Below are 13769 nucleotides of genomic sequence, written 5' to 3' on the forward strand. Positions count from 1 at the left end.
TTGGAGAACACGGGGCTCTTTGAGAGGCGCCAGCCAGGGCCCGTTGCAAAAGAGTTCGTATGCTAATTCCAGAGGAACCGGATTCGCATCACGACGTTGTGTCAACGCAAAGCCGCTCACGGCCTTATAACCACTTAAACCCTCACCATGAAGTATCGTTAGGTTGGTGACGGCAGACTCCGACGCGCTTGGTATAAAAGGAGAAAGCTATGAAGAAGACCTGGAAGAAGCCGACCATGTGCCAGGTGGCAGCGGGCTTTGAAATATCGCGCTATTTGCCTGCGGAGATTGCTTCGAAGAAATAGCCAGTAAAGCGCGCCCTTCCAAACCGGGGCGCGCTACCCCTTCCATGTCGAAGGGCCTGTTAGCGTTCAGCGGAAGAATGCTATAAAATTCATTCGACTGCTCTAATAGAGTGGCGTCCTGATGCGCATGAAGATACTCGGATCTGCCGCAGGCGGTGGCTTGCCGCAATGGAACTGTAATTATTACCTAAGCCGCGCAGCACGTTCTGGTTTGGCAGGCATTCATAAACGTACACAATCCAGCGCCGCCGTCTCGGCCGATGGGGCGGCTTGGGTCCTTTTCAACGTCTCACCCGATATCAGACAGCAGATCGCGGAGACGGCGGTGTTGCAGCCATCCGTGAATTCGCAGCTCCGCTCGACGCCGATCCGTGCGGTGGTACTCACTAATGCCGATGTCGATCATATCGCCGGCTTGCTCAGTTTGCGAGAGCGGCAGCCCTTTGCTATTTATGCGACGGTACAAGTTTTGGCGGCCTTGGACGCGAATTCTATCTTTAACGTCCTAGATCCGGAACTTGTCCCAAGACGCTTACTGCCGCTAGCGGAAGAAGTGGCGATCCGCGATGCTGAAGGACTTGAGACGGGTGTGACGGTTGAGTGCTTTCCTGTATCGGGCAAGATCGCACTCTACCTGGAAGACAGACAGCACCCGCATGCGAATTTCAGCTCGAATGCCGGTGACACGATTGGGATTCGCGTTGCTGGTGGCACCGCTGGCGGCGCGGTCTTTTATATCCCAGGCTGTGCGAGCATCGATGCCGTCCTGCGTGCAATGCTCACCGACGCGTATTGCCTGTTGTTCGACGGCACGGTCCATGCCGATAATGAGTTGATTGCCGCCGGTGTCAGTCATAAATCCGGAGTTCGGATGGGCCATCTGGCGATGTCGGGCAACGCAGGTTCCATCGCCGCTCTGGCCGATTTGAATATCAGTCGCCGGGTCTTCATCCATATCAACAACACCAACCCTGTTCTTGATGAGAACTCGGCCGAATACATGTCAGTTCGGGCAGCAGGGTGGGAAGTGGCCCGCGACGGAATGGAGATAGAATTTTGAGCGATTTCCACCGCGCGGCTAAAGGAGGCTTGTCGGCCATAAAACTCGAAGCTCTGCTGAGACAAGTAGGGGCCGAACGCTACCACCACCGTCACCCTTTTCATCAAAAGATGATCAGCGGCGCACTCTCGAAAACGGAGATGCAAGCATGGGCGCTGAACCGCTTTTGTTACCAAGCCGTGATTCCTCGCAAGGACGCGATGATCCTCGCCCGTGCCGAGGATCCCGCCTTTCGTGCTGCATGGCGCAGGCGCATCGAGGATCATGACGGAGCGGACGGCTGGAGTGGGGGTATAAAGCGATGGCTGCATCTTGCAACCTCCCTCGGTCTCGACGCTGACGTCGTCAAGAGCGAACGGCTGGCGCTGCCGGCAACACGTTTCGCAGTCGGTGCCTATCTCTCTTTCTGCACGAACCGGACGCTAATGGAGGCGGTCGCGTCGTCACTGACGGAGATGTTCTCGCCGGCCATAATCGGCGAGCGAGTTCCGGCAATGCTGGCTAAATACGATTACGTCACCGAGGACACGCTGGCTTATTTCACGCGACGTCCCGAACAGGCTACGCGCGATGCCGACTTCGCCTTGGCATACGTTCTCAAACATGCCACCACGCCGGAGCGACAGCAGCAGGTGGTCGATGCCCTCGTATTCAAATGCGATCTCCTTTGGGCGATGCTAGACGCTCTTCAGCATGCCTATGGCGAGAAGACAAACATACCGCCCGGCGCCTTCTGTCTGGAACTTTCGCCATGACGGAGCTGCGAAAAAGAGCGCTGTTGGCACCACATTCTGTTCCGTTCCTGCCAAAACACGTGCGCATTCAGTTCGATCCCGTCCGAAGCGCATTCGCCGTACTGTCGCCCGAGAAGGTTTTTTGGCCGAACGAGATCAGTCTCGACATATTGCGGCGTTGCAATGGGCGTTCCTCGGTCGCTCAGATCATCGCCGGTCTTGCCGCCGAGTATGACGCGCAGGAGGAGGACGTTGCGACCGACGTCATCGCGTTCCTACAGGGATGGTCCGACCAGCTGTTGGTCAAGCTATGAGCGCACCCCTCCTACCTCCTATCGGCATGTTAGCGGAACTAACACATCGCTGCCCCCTGCAATGCCCCTATTGCTCTAACCCGGTCGAACTGCTGAAGGCTAATCGCGAACTCGATACGCGGACCTGGCTGGAGCTGTTCGAGCAGGCCGCCGAACTTGGCGTTCTTCAGGTACATTTGTCAGGCGGTGAGCCAACGCTGCGCCGGGATCTCGAGCAGATCATAGCCAGGCTTTCCGCCCAAGGCGTTTATACCAACCTAATCACTGCGGGCGTCGGCATTGCCGATGGCCGCATCGAGGCATTTGCTGAAGCTGGGCTCGACCATCTGCAACTCAGTTTTCAGGGTGCGAGACCGGAGACCACAGAGCGTATCGGCAATCATCGGGGTAGCCACGAGAAGAAGCTCGCCACCGCGCGACGCGCTCGTGCGGCGGGCTTGCCGTTGACCATCAACGCACCCATCCACCGCCACAATATCGAAGAGGTGCCGGGATTCATTGAACTTGCACTTTCGCTTGATGCCGAGCGCCTCGAGATCGCCAATGTACAATACGCCGGATGGGCGTTGACCAACCGCGGTGCATTGATGCCTGATCGCGCTGCGGTCGACAGGCAGGTCGACATCGTGGCGACGGCGCGCGAGCGGCTGGCGGGCATCATGAACATTGACTTCGTCACCCCAGACTATTTCGCCACCTTTCCGAAGCCGTGTATGGGGGGCTGGGCGCGCGACGCATTCATTGTCACACCCGACGGCACGGTGCTTCCATGCCATGCAGCGGAGACGATACCGTCGCTCTCCTTCGAGCGATTCGGGTCCCGCGGCCTCATGGAAATCTGGCGCGACTCGCCGGCATTCAATGCGTTTCGCGGCGTCGACTGGATGCAGGAGCCTTGTCGCACTTGCGATCGGCGCGAAATCGATTGGGGCGGCTGTCGCTGCCAAGCGATGGCAATCGCGGGGGATGCCGCGGCAACAGACCCGGCTTGCGTAAAATCGGTCATCCATTCCCGTATGGAAATATTGGTCAGGAATGCCGTGTCAGGGGCTGTGCCGGGCGAGAAAGACATCAGCCCGTTCGTCTATCGCCGCATAGCCCAACAACCTCCCTCAAAATAGCAAAAACGCATGCAACCGTTCAGGCCACACGGCGTTAATCCGAAAAGGCGGGGAGGGTTGCATGCGCATTCTACTGACCATAGCGGCTTTAGCTGCCATGACAGGGTCGGGACAAGCGCAATCAGCACCTACGGCGGGGATACCAAAATCGTACTCGGACGCCACGGCAAATTTTGCCGGCGCCGGCAAGCCCGGCGAATGGACAAGTCAGGCACGCGATTATGCGAACACCCGGTTTAGCCCTCTTAAAGAAATAACCCCCGATAATGTTGGCAAGCTGAAGGTGGCCTGGACATTCTCGGACGGCACGCAATACGGTCATGAGGGCGCGCCGCTGGTAGTAGGCGATACGATGTATGTAGTTTCGCCCTATCCCAACACGGCCTATGCGCTTGATCTTTCGAAGCCGGGACCTTCGATCAAGTGGAAGTTCGACCCCAATCCTTCCCCCCAGGCAATTGGCAAGGCCTGCTGCGATGCCGTTCTTCGGGGTTGGGCTTATGCCGACGGTAAATTGATCTACAATCTCCTCGACGACCACACTGTCGCTGTTGATGCGTCGACAGGAAAAGAGGTCTGGCGGACGGCCTTGGATAGCTTGGAACATGGCGTGACCATGACCCAATCGGCCTTTGCCGCCGACGGCAAAGTATTCGTCGGCAACTCCGGCGGTGAGATGGGCGTCAATGGGTGGTTGGCCGCCCTGGATGTCGGCACCGGGAAGGAAATCTGGCGCGCGCACGCTGTCGGCCCGGACACGGATGTCCGTATCGGCGACAGTTTCAAACCCTATTACGACTGGATGAAGGGTAAGGACCTGGGGATCAAAACCTGGCCAGTGGACGCCTGGAACACGGGTGCCGGTGCTTCATGGGGGTTCGTGTCCTATGACGAAAAGACCAAGACAATTTACTATGGCACCAGCAATCCTGGTCCCCGCGTGCCGGCCCAGCGTCCCGGCGACAACTTGTGGACCAGCGCGATGTTCGCGCGGGATCCAGAGACCGGAATGGCCAAGTGGGCCTATCAGTTCACCCCGCATGACCAATGGGACTATGACGGCGTCAACGAAGCGGTTCTGCTTGACATGCCGATCGACGGCAAGATGCGTCAGACTCTGGTGCATTTCGACCGCAACACGTATGCCTACACGATCGACCGCAACACCGGCGAAGTGCTGCTGGCCAATACTTTTGCCTATCAGAACTGGTCCACCGGCTTCGACAAGAAGGCTGGACGGCCGATCGTAGATCCGGCCCGCGAGCCCAAGCCCGGTGTGAAGATCGACAGGGTCTGTCCACCCGACATAGGGCAGAAGGACTGGGAGCCGCCGGCCTTCAGTCCGAACACCGGCTTACTCTATGTCGGTGTGTTCAACATCTGTATGGGCCTGACGGACCACGAAGTCTCCTACATTTCCGGTACGCCCTATGATGGCATGGAGATGGAGCGGTTTTCAGTGGACGGCCCCGATGGAAACTGGGGCGGCCTGATCGCCTGGGACCCAGCTCATGGCAAGAAGATCTGGGAAGTCCCAGAGAAATTCATGGTCATGAGTGGCGTCATTGCCACGGCGAGCAATCTCATCTTTTACGGCACCACGGATGGATGGTTCCGCGCGCTAGACGCGTGGACGGGCAAAGTTCTTTGGTCGCAAAAACTCGGCTCGGGCATCATTGGACAGCCGATCACCTATATTGGGCCTGATAACCGGCAGTATGTGGCTGTTGCCGCCGGAGTGGGAGGTGCCGCGATGGTGCAGAAGGAGCGGCCTGGCTTCCTGCCGCGCGGCAATACGATCTATGTTTTTTCCGTCGATGGCGACACAGTCAAGACAGCGGCCGACGCCACTCCTATCCCCGTTGGAGCGGCCACTCAGCAGCAGTAACCGCCAGGAATTCGCCATGTCACTCGGTCGCATTCTTATCGCCGTGCTCATCCTCCTGGCTGTCGGCGCAGGCGCGACGGGATGGCTGATTATGACACAGAGGCAGTCGCAGAATCGAATAGACGTCGCCTATCCGGAAGGAATTGCCGCGGTTGTCCCCCTGGGCTTGAGCGCGGGTAGGTCGCCGACTCTGAGTGCCAGCACCGCGAATCCATTGGCTAACGATCCTAACTCTGTCCAGGAAGGCAAGAAACTCTTCACGTCGATGAACTGTGCGGGTTGTCATGGCTATAAAGCCAAGGGTGGGATGGGACCGGATCTCACGGACACGGCCTGGCGTTATGGCGGCACCCCGATAGATGTCTACAAGAGCATTTACGAGGGGCGCCCTCAAGGAATGCCGGCTTGGGGTAACGCTCTGCCTCCCCAAAGCTTGTGGCAACTGGTCGCTTATCTGCAGTCGTTGGGCGGTACATTCAGCGCCTCGTCGGGTGACGGCAAGCAGCAAGCGGCGGCTGACCAGGGACAGGGAGCCCCGGCGGGACAAAAGCAATGAGGCGCGTGGCGTCTCTCTTTTTGTTCACCGTTGCGCTTTCCGGTTGCAGCGGGTCTCCACTCGGCTATCTCGACGCGACAAGCCCGATTGCTGGAGCCATTGCCAGCCTTGGCCTCGGCCTCACGGCAATTTCGATCGCGGTCTGCATTGTTGTCGGCGTGTTGCTTGTCGTGGCCCTATGGCGCGGACGGCGGGCGCACGATCTCGCGATAACGCCGGTCAATGATCGTACGGCCATTCGATGGATCGGATTTGGCGTAGCAATTTCGACAGTCTTTCTCGTTGGCTCGGCAGTATGGACGCTCCTTACGGTGAGTTCGATCAGTCAGCCGGCACAGGCCAGCGCGCTCAGCATTGATGTCATCGGCCAGGAATGGTGGTGGGCAGTCAAATATCGATCGTCAAATCCTGCGCGCGAATTCATCACCGCCAACCAACTTGTGATCCCCGTGGGCGTGCCGGTCCAGATAAATCTCACCTCCAAGGATGTCATCCATTCCTTCTGGGTGCCGAAGCTTGGCGGCAAGATGGATATGATCCCGTCGCGCACCAATGTCACCTGGCTCCAGGCTGACAAGGTCGGCGACTTTCGCGGTCAATGCAGCGAATTCTGCGGTCTCCAGCATGCCAACATGGCGTTCAATGTGCGCGTGCTGTCGAAACCCGATTTCGAGGCTTGGTGGGACCGGCAGCTTCTGCCAACCGCAGGATCAGGGGATGATCCGCGCCTTAAGACATTCCTGGTGCGCTGCGCTGCCTGCCACACGATAAGGGGTACTCCCGCCGGAGGCATTCTAGGACCTGACCTGTCGCATTTCGGAGACCGCGAGACGATCGCTTCAGGTCTGATGACCAATACGCCCGCCAATCTGGCAAAATGGATCAACAACACGCAGACCATCAAGCCGGGCGTAAAGATGCCGGAACTCCATATGCTCGCCAGTGAGATCGACGACGTCACCACCTATCTGGAGGGGCTGAAATGACCACCGTCCAGCCCAATATGGAAGTTACCTCCACGCGCCAGAAACTGCTCGATATCTGGGAAACAGCTCCCGGTCTGTACGGCTGGTTGGCAACCGTTGATCACAAGACCATCGGAATTCGGTATCTGTGCACAGCGTTTTTCTTCCTGGTGATCGGCGGGATCGAAGCGCTGGCGATGCGGGTCCAGTTGGCGCAGCCGGACCTGAAAATTCTATCGCCGGATGCCTACAACCAGCTTTTCTCGATGCATGGCACGACCATGATGTTCCTCTATGCATTGCCGATGCTGTCGGGTTTTTCCAACTACCTCTGGCCGCTGATGCTGGGTTCGCGCGACATGGCTTTTCCGCGACTGAATGCCTTGAGCTATTGGGTTTTTCTGTTTGCGGGCATTTTCCTCTACATCAGCTTTCCGCTTGGTCAGGCGCCAAATGGTGGCTGGTTCGCATACGTGCCAAACACGAGCCTCGAATACGACCCAGGCATCAACATGGACGTGTTTGCGCTTGGACTGGTCTTTCTCGGCATTTCAACCGTGGTGGGTTCAGCGAATTTCATCGTGACGCTTCTGAGATGTCGTGCGCCCGGAATGTCCGTCAACCGGCTGCCGATACTTGTCTGGGGCACGCTCACGGCCTCGGCTGCAAATTTGCTCGCGGTTCCAGCGGTCAGCCTCGCCTGCGCCATGCTCTGGCTCGATCGTCGATATGGCACCCATTTCTTTGACGTTAAAGGCGGCGGTCAGCCTTTGCTTTGGCAGCACCTGTTCTGGATATTTGGCCACCCCTGGGTCTATGCGCTTGTCCTGCCAGCAATGGGCATCGTTTCCGACGCACTCCCGGTCTTCTGCCGTCGACCACTGGTTGGCTATACGTTGGTCGCGATCTCGACCGTGGCGACGATGATCCTGGGCTTCGGCGTGTGGGTACATCACATGTTCGCGACAGGGCTTCCGGTAATGTCCCTGTCGTTCTTCAGTGCAGCGAGTTTCATCATCGCAATTCCCAGCGCGATCGCCGTGTTCGCCTGGATCGCAACCATCTGGACGGGCAAACTTCAATTCACAACGCCATTCCTTTTCTTCACCGGCTTTATCATGCTGTTCGTCATCGGCGGGGTTTCGGGCTTCATGACGGCATCGGTCGCACTCGACTGGCAATTGACCGACACCTACTTTATCGTCGCTCATCTCCACTACGTTTTGCTCGGGATAAATGTCTTCCCGGTCGTCGGCGGGCTGCATTTCTGGTTCCCAAAAATGAGCGGCAGGATGATGGACGAGCGGCTGGGCAAATGGACCTTCTGGACCATGTTCATCGGGTTCAACGCCGCGTTCTTTCCCATGCATGTAACTGGTCTGATGGGCATGCCTCGACGTATCTATACCTATCCAGCGGACATGGGCGTCGGATGGTTGAACATGTTGTCGACCCTCGGCGCGTTTGTCTTCGCCGTGGGTGTTTTTCTATTCCTGATCAACGTTGCAAAAAGTCTCAAATCCGGTGCGCCGGCAGGCGACAACCCATGGGACGCACCAACCCTTGAATGGGCGACCACGTCTCCGCCGCCTGTCTATAATTTTGCGACGATTCCTCAAGTCGCCTCGCGTTATCCGCTGTGGGAGGATCGCCTTAAGGAGACCGAAGAGAGGTCGATAATCGGCGATGCCGTTCGTGACGGAATGGTCCTGGATAAAGGCAAGGAGACAATCGGTGTGACACCGCTCGATGCCGAGCCCAATGTCGTATTGAAGATGCCCGGTGATAGCATTCTGCCGTTCTTGCTCTCGGTCGGCATGACGGGGTTGTTTTTCGGTTTGTTGGCGCAAGTCATCTGGTTGGTCGCCCTTGGCGCCGTATGCGAATTCGGCGTTCTGGCACTATGGCTGACGCCGGAGCCACACGCGGCATTGGAAGAGGTCGAAATCCATGACTGACCGAACAGCCAGCGAAACACTACCGGTTGGCGGGTCCGGAACTGTTTCCACCGCGTGGTGGGGAATGGCCTGCCTCATCGCGACCGAGGCAATCCTGTTTGTCTATCTGATTTTCAGCTACGTCTATCTCGGCTCGCAGCAGACCGGTCCCTGGCCGCCATCGGGACCGCCGAGCCTGAAGCTCGTGATCCCCAACACCGTTATCTTGGTCGCCAGCAGCTTCGTGGTCGCCTGGGGCCAAAGCCAATTCCGGCAGACCGGGAACAGCCTCAGATTTGCGCTGGCGCTGGCAGGGACGATAATCCTTGGCTCCGCCTTCATCATCATTCAGGCCTTCGAATGGGCGGGAAAAGGCATCGTGCTCTCGACCAGTGCATATAGCTCCGCGTTCTTCATTCTCACCGGCGTGCATATGGCGCACGTCGCGGTGGGACTACTGATCCTGACGATGCTTCTGGTCTGGACGCTTATGGGCCGGTTCAGGGGCGTGCATCACGAGCATATCGCACTTGGCGCGCTCTACTGGCACTTCGTCGATGTGGTATGGATCGTTGTCTTCATCACCGCCTATGTGGTCCCTCAATTCTCATGAGCGCGCTGCACCCCCTTGCCAAGCGAGTTCAGCACCCTGCGCCTCTGCGCCATGTCGCGCCTTACCGTCTGGTCCTGGCGGGGCTTTTCGCGGCACCGGGAGCGTGGCTATTGCAATTGCTGGTTTCATATTTTCTAAACGGCGATCGTTGCCCTAAAGCCCCCGCCGCTGCGATCATACCGTTCCTCACTGTGCCCACTGCAATCATCGCGGTGATTGCAGTGGCAATCTGTCTCTTTGGATTGTTCTCCGCGCACCGAACATGGCGGCTTACTCGAGCGGAAGCTCCCGGTGACCATCATGAGGCATTGACGGCGGGGGCTGGCCGAACCCGATTCCTTGGGCTTTGCGGCCTTGTTTCGAGTTCCATCTTTCTCGCCGGCGCTCTGTTCGCGCTGCTCGTCCCTTATCTGGTCTCGCCATGCGTCGTCCCCTTTTTCTGACTGCGGCAGTGGCGGGAATCGCCAGCCCCGCATTTGCTCGCGAATCCGGCTCGGCCCTCTGGACTTCATGGTTTGGAGATCCACTGGTGGAGACGCTGATTGCCATTCTGATGGCGCTGTATCTGACGGGGCTCGTGACAATGCTCTCGAGCCGACATCCGAAATGGGCGGTCAGCAAGCCTAGGGTGCTGGCGTTTTTTGCTGCTGTTCTAGCTCTTGTTTTAGCACTTCTGTCACCTGTCGACGCGCTTTCGGAAGAGCTGTTTTCGGTCCACATGTTTCAACATCTGCTGCTCATTCTCGCGGTTGCGCCGCTCCTCGCATATTCGAATAGCCATCTTGTCATTTTGCGAGCGTTTCCAATTTCAACCAGGCGTTATATCGGGCAGGCAATCGCCGCATTCCCGGGCATGAAACAAGCAGCCCACAAGGAGGTTGCCGCCTGGATAGCCGCAGGCTTCTTCGTTGTCACGATGTGGTTCTGGCACATTCCAGCGGCCTATGATTGGGCTCTTGGCAACGAAGCCGTCCACGTTTGTGAACACGTCACGCTTTTGGTGGCCGCCACGTTTTTCTGGCGCGTGGTACTCACCAGTGGCAAGCGACGCCTCAGCCCAGCAATGGCGGTCGTCCTCGTCTCATTGGTCGGCATACAAGGCTCGTTCCTTTCGGCGTTGATTATGTTTGCTCCTCATCCGCTTTACGCTGCCTATTCCGGCAATGGGCTTGACGACCAGGTACTGGCCGGCGTGCTGATGTGCATCCCTGCGTCTTTCGTCTATCTCGGCAGCACCATCTGGGCATTGTCGCGTATGTTGGGAAACAGTCGCACCCATGTCAGATAGCATCGAGCCCGAGGCATCATGGTGAATATAGGCGCCCGCTGGAAATGGTCGATCGCGGCGGTGGCCCTTTTGGGGTTGGCCACAGCAACCTATTTTTTGAAGCCCGTCACGGGACCCCCACGCAACTTGGCGCTGGCGGGCGACGCCGCCCGCGGCGCATATATAATCCGTCTCGCCGGGTGCGGTTCGTGTCACACGGACCACGAAAACAGCGGCGCGGCACTTTCCGGCGGCAAACCATTGACGACACCGTTTGGAACATTTTATCCGCCCAACATCACGCCGGATAAGCAAACCGGCATAGGAAACTGGACGCTCGCGCAATTTTCCGATGCGCTGAGCAACGGCAATAGCCCAAGGGGAAATCTGTACCCCGTCTTCCCCTACAATGATTTGACGCTGATGAGCGATCAAGACGTTGTTGATCTCTACGCGGCCGTCATGGCGACGCCTGCGATTGCCCACACGACGCCGCCCAATCGAGTGATCTTCCCTTTCAATATTCGGCTTCTGGTTTCTGGATGGAAGAACCTCTTCTTCTCACCGCATCGCTATCACGACGATCCGTCCCATTCGGCGTCCTGGAACCGCGGCGCTTACCTTGCCAACGGCCTCACGCATTGCGTGGCCTGTCACTCGCCGCTCAACGCGCTCGGTGCGGTTACTAGCGGCAAGAGGTTCACCGGAAATTCCGGCGGCGGTCCCGGAGGAAAAGCGCCACCACTCACAGTGCTTGCACTGCTACAGGACGGTTATACGAGAGACAGCTTCGCGGAAACCCTCAAAACAGGTCTAACTCCCAACGCCGGCAAGGTGGGCGGCGAAATGGGATTGGTGATTTCCGACGAAACTTCACATTGGACGGATGATGATCGCAAGGCAGTCGCCGATTATCTCTTGAATTTGAAATAGGCCGCAGTCCAAGTTGGCTTCGTAAGAACCCAAAAACGAAAAACCCCATCCACTGTTTTCAACAGGAGGGGGTCAACGTCACACCTCCATGGCTGCATGCTTAGCCAATCATCACTTTAGTCGGGGGTTTCGCTAGATTCCGGACGTTGGTAATGGGCCGTTGATGTCAAGGGCTTTGGGACGAGCGCGGTCGGCCGCCAGCCGGATTGGATCAACTTAACCGAAGAGCGCGGAAAGCAGCGAACGTTCGACCACACCATTCGCAATGGTGCCAGCCCGCCACGGGTCGAATAGTGAAAAAGCCCACCGTGCCGTGGCCGGGGTCGGCGCGCTAAGCGGCAAAATGGGATAGACGACTTGAACTCAGTGGCTCAGGTAAGGTCTGGAATTTTCGATGCCGACAGGCTGGCCGCCGACATAAATACCGATTTCGTCTCGCATGGCATGACCGACGCCGCGCCAAAGCCTTGTCGGCATTCCGAAAGAAGATACCGTTTGTGAATTTTTCGCAACGATTTCGCAACGGCTTCACGACTCGCTGAAACTGAGTTCACGTTTGTCGACGCTGATCAAGTTCGCCTACCATATTGGGGAGCATAAGGATTTGTGGGGCGGTCATGCGGCACTGGCTATTACTCTGTGCTCCTGACTGTCGTTGACCATGCCTGGATACCATTGCCGGAAGGTCGAGTGCAGGGAGCCGTCAAGGGTTTGGGTGCGGGTTTGCAGCAAGAGATGCGCGCCGACTTTGCTCCATTGCATCTGCTGTTTCTTGGCGAACCGCTTGGAGATAACGGCATTGACGGTCGCCTCGACGAAAGCCGAGGAGATGCGTTCGCCGGACCGGTAGCGCTCGCCATAATTGATCAGGCTCGTACTGTTGGAGGCGATGTAGACCTGGAACTCACCGATAGCGGTCAGGAACTTGCGCATATTCGGATAGTCTGTGTCGATGCCTTCCGCATCGAATTGCAAGTCGGCGATTTCGTCGCGGGCCCGGTACGTATTTCCGTGCCAGAGATACCATTTGATCTTGCGTAGAGCTTCAAGCATGTCTTGTCCGGCCTGCTCGTCGTGATTTTCGAGTCCCTGCGCGAACTGGCGAAGGACCGTGATGCGCATGGTGATATGGAACCAGTCGAGGACGTGCTCACTGGCCGGCGCGATCATCTCGGCGAGCGATCGGACCTCGTCGCCGCCATCTGTGATGAAAGTAATATCCTGATTCGCCTGCACGCCCTGCTTTTTGAGATGATCGAGGATGCGCCGCTGCGGCTTACGGTCGTAGCCGTGGACGAAACCAATGTAGCGTGGATCACCGTCTTCGGGCAGCGAGCGGCCGACGATCAGCTCGAAGTTCTTCTTCCGGTCTTTGCGGTCGCGGATGTATCCGCCATCCAGACCTATGACGATGCGGCCATCCGGAATGGGGAGGTTCATCCAGTCGCGCGGGCAAGCATCCTGCATGAAGGAGACTCTTTCTTCCGTCAGCTCCCGCTCGATACGGCGGGCCGAGCGCAACGCATGCTGCCGAACCGTCGTGGCATTGGCGCCGCAAGTGATCGGCAGAACGTCGGCCAGCAATTCGGCTGCGGCAGCATAGGGCACGAGCGAGGCCCATCGGGTCTCCAGATAGAGGCGTTCGGGCGCGATATGGTCGGGGATCAGTTTCCGTAGAGGTGAGATTGTTGTGGGGCCGTTTCCTGTGGCCATCGGGGGCAGGTAATAGCGCGGGCTCTTCAGCCGCACGTCGCCGAACAGAGTGTGGAAAGTGACGGGATAACTTCCCTTGCTGCGCAGGCGGCGACCATCAAGATCGCGGTTTTCCTGGAGCCACAATTCCACCTGCGTCTCCACCAGCGCCTGCTGCAGCTTCGCCAGAAGGGTCTTCGCCTCAGATAGCGACAGACCGAGGTCCTCAGCCCCTTTCGTCTCTTTCACCAGATAGGCGACCGTTTCGGTTGCGAGCGGCACGCCGTTGTCGTCCATCATCTGCAATACCAGTCGCGCCCGCATGTCATCACTCCAAGATCGAGTTTTCCAGAATGGCCGAAGTGGAAAACCTGATGCCTGCAA

At 57.8% G+C, this 13769-nt stretch carries 13 protein-coding genes; 12 read left to right on the forward strand and 1 reads right to left on the reverse strand.

What is annotated here, in order from left to right:
* Positions 1-209: 209 nt before the first annotated feature.
* The 12 genes from GA829_RS34155 (at position 210) to GA829_RS34210 (ending at position 11693) form a co-directional block, all read left to right on the forward strand.
* On the forward strand, positions 210-305 hold the full coding sequence (locus GA829_RS34155) for a pyrroloquinoline quinone precursor peptide PqqA (RefSeq protein ID WP_195179924.1): 96 nt from the start codon (positions 210-212) through the stop codon (positions 303-305).
* A gap of 121 nt (positions 306-426) precedes the next feature.
* On the forward strand, positions 427-1365 hold the full coding sequence (gene pqqB / locus GA829_RS34160) for a pyrroloquinoline quinone biosynthesis protein PqqB (RefSeq protein ID WP_195179923.1): 939 nt from the start codon (positions 427-429) through the stop codon (positions 1363-1365).
* Positions 1362-2120 carry a pyrroloquinoline-quinone synthase PqqC gene (gene pqqC / locus GA829_RS34165; RefSeq protein WP_195179922.1) on the forward strand — a complete coding sequence of 253 codons (759 nt, stop codon included), beginning with the start codon at positions 1362-1364 and terminating at the stop codon, positions 2118-2120. Before pqqB ends, pqqC begins: the two co-directional genes overlap by 4 nt.
* A complete protein-coding gene (gene pqqD / locus GA829_RS34170) occupies positions 2117-2413 on the forward strand; it encodes a pyrroloquinoline quinone biosynthesis peptide chaperone PqqD (RefSeq protein ID WP_195179921.1) in 297 nt (98 codons plus the stop codon). Before pqqC ends, pqqD begins: the two co-directional genes overlap by 4 nt.
* The gene (gene pqqE / locus GA829_RS34175) at positions 2410-3534 is read left to right on the forward strand and encodes a pyrroloquinoline quinone biosynthesis protein PqqE (protein ID WP_195179920.1); all 1125 of its coding nucleotides are present in this window, start codon (positions 2410-2412) and stop codon (positions 3532-3534) included. The genes pqqD and pqqE overlap by 4 nt, the downstream gene beginning before the upstream one ends.
* A 61-nt stretch (positions 3535-3595) precedes the next feature.
* Positions 3596-5422 carry a PQQ-dependent dehydrogenase, methanol/ethanol family gene (locus GA829_RS34180; protein WP_258052431.1) on the forward strand — a complete coding sequence of 609 codons (1827 nt, stop codon included), beginning with the start codon at positions 3596-3598 and terminating at the stop codon, positions 5420-5422.
* A gap of 16 nt (positions 5423-5438) precedes the next feature.
* Positions 5439-5978 carry a c-type cytochrome gene (locus tag GA829_RS34185; protein ID WP_195179918.1) on the forward strand — a complete coding sequence of 180 codons (540 nt, stop codon included), beginning with the start codon at positions 5439-5441 and terminating at the stop codon, positions 5976-5978.
* A gap of 5 nt (positions 5979-5983) precedes the next feature.
* Positions 5984-6964, forward strand: coding sequence for a cytochrome c oxidase subunit II (gene coxB, locus GA829_RS34190; RefSeq protein WP_258052438.1), 981 nt, complete (start codon positions 5984-5986; stop codon positions 6962-6964).
* Positions 6961-8901: a cytochrome c oxidase subunit I gene (ctaD, locus tag GA829_RS34195; RefSeq protein ID WP_195180219.1), complete on the forward strand. Its 1941-nt coding sequence runs from the start codon at positions 6961-6963 to the stop codon at positions 8899-8901. The genes coxB and ctaD overlap by 4 nt, the downstream gene beginning before the upstream one ends.
* The gene (locus tag GA829_RS34200; RefSeq protein ID WP_195180220.1) at positions 8894-9493 is read left to right on the forward strand and encodes a cytochrome c oxidase subunit 3; all 600 of its coding nucleotides are present in this window, start codon (positions 8894-8896) and stop codon (positions 9491-9493) included. Before ctaD ends, GA829_RS34200 begins: the two co-directional genes overlap by 8 nt.
* 529 nt (positions 9494-10022) lie before the next feature.
* Positions 10023-10781 carry a cytochrome c oxidase assembly protein gene (locus GA829_RS34205; protein WP_195180221.1) on the forward strand — a complete coding sequence of 253 codons (759 nt, stop codon included), beginning with the start codon at positions 10023-10025 and terminating at the stop codon, positions 10779-10781.
* A gap of 18 nt (positions 10782-10799) precedes the next feature.
* Positions 10800-11693: a c-type cytochrome gene (locus tag GA829_RS34210; RefSeq protein WP_195180222.1), complete on the forward strand. Its 894-nt coding sequence runs from the start codon at positions 10800-10802 to the stop codon at positions 11691-11693.
* A gap of 615 nt (positions 11694-12308) precedes the next feature.
* Here GA829_RS34210 and GA829_RS34215 read toward each other — a convergent pair.
* A complete protein-coding gene (locus GA829_RS34215) occupies positions 12309-13709 on the reverse strand; it encodes an ISKra4 family transposase (RefSeq protein WP_195180223.1) in 1401 nt (466 codons plus the stop codon).
* Between the last annotated feature and the right edge of the window lie 60 nt (positions 13710-13769).

Origin of the sequence: Mesorhizobium sp. INR15, from assembly GCF_015500075.1 — a bacterium.
Lineage (GTDB): Bacteria > Pseudomonadota > Alphaproteobacteria > Rhizobiales > Rhizobiaceae > Mesorhizobium.